Consider the following 1,014-nt stretch of genomic DNA (forward strand, 5'->3'; position numbering starts at 1 on the left):
ATAATTCCATCAACTTATTCATAAGTAGTGTCCTCCAAATTGTCTGATTACTATTTACGAGGATACTACTATACTTTATAATAAACTAAAAATCACCTTTTTGGTTGCGGCCAAAGGCCGCGCTAGGTTATTTCGTTTGATCGTGCCAAAACGTCTTTATAAACATCCGCACTTATCCAGAAGCCGAATTCTTTAAGCTTTTCAACCAGCGGCTTTACTTCCGTTATTATTCCTTTTTCTTTAGCGGCTATCAATAATCTCAATGTACCGATAACACGAAAACCTCTGAGCCGTACAACCTTTCTACCTAATCTGTCATCCATAACGATGATATTCGCTTTTAATTCTTCTGCAAGAACTATTACCTCTGCTTCACCATCATCGATATCCGTTAGAAGACACTTTTTTGCCAATTCATTTTCGATAGTCTTAGTTTTTATCCATGGTTCATTTTTTATTTCCAGAAAACCGAAGGTGTCTTTGCCTCCTGATATTATTTCTTGTTTTACTGCACCGGGTATAAAGATTTCGCCAAAAAGTTTCTTTAACAGATCTGTTTTATTGATAGCAGACAAATAGATGATTGGTGATGTGTTTACAACGACAATATTTTTAACCGATGTCAACTTTCATATCCTCTTTAAATTCTTCTAATGTCGATATGGACACCTGATATTTACCAAGTATTTTCAAAAAAGAAATCTTATCCATACCCGCAAGCCTAGCTGCCTTACCAGACGATAGTTTCCCCATCTCGTAAAGCTTTACTGCTGCTGCTATTTTCAGCTCTTCAGAAAAATCGTCTTGTGTTTCTTTTAATGATACCAAAATTTCATCCGGATACTCGATTGTTAATGTTGCCATATTATTTTATCTCCAATCTTATTTAGTGTCTGAACGAAAACTATCTTTTTTATGCAAGATTCTTTCTCTGAGCAAATTTAAATTTTTTTAAATTGCCCCTTTTTCAACTTTTTCTTCTACGCTTTAATCTATGATACGGTTGTTTTATTC

General features: G+C 34.5%; 2 protein-coding genes. Both read right to left on the reverse strand.

All coding sequences use genetic code 11. From position 1 onward, the window contains the following. Nucleotides 1–122: 122 nt before the first annotated feature. Nucleotides 123–626: a DUF3368 domain-containing protein gene (locus tag QZT26_RS17875; protein WP_099324378.1), complete on the reverse strand. Its 504-nt coding sequence runs from the start codon at nt 624–626 to the stop codon at nt 123–125. Continuing rightward, nucleotides 613–864, reverse strand: coding sequence for a UPF0175 family protein (locus tag QZT26_RS17880; RefSeq protein WP_099324377.1), 252 nt, complete (start codon nt 862–864; stop codon nt 613–615). The genes QZT26_RS17875 and QZT26_RS17880 overlap by 14 nt, the downstream gene beginning before the upstream one ends. Nucleotides 865–1,014: the final 150 nt, after the last annotated feature.

This window comes from uncultured Candidatus Kuenenia sp., assembly GCF_900696675.1.
Taxonomy (GTDB): Bacteria; Planctomycetota; Brocadiia; order Brocadiales; family Brocadiaceae; genus Kuenenia; species Kuenenia stuttgartiensis_A.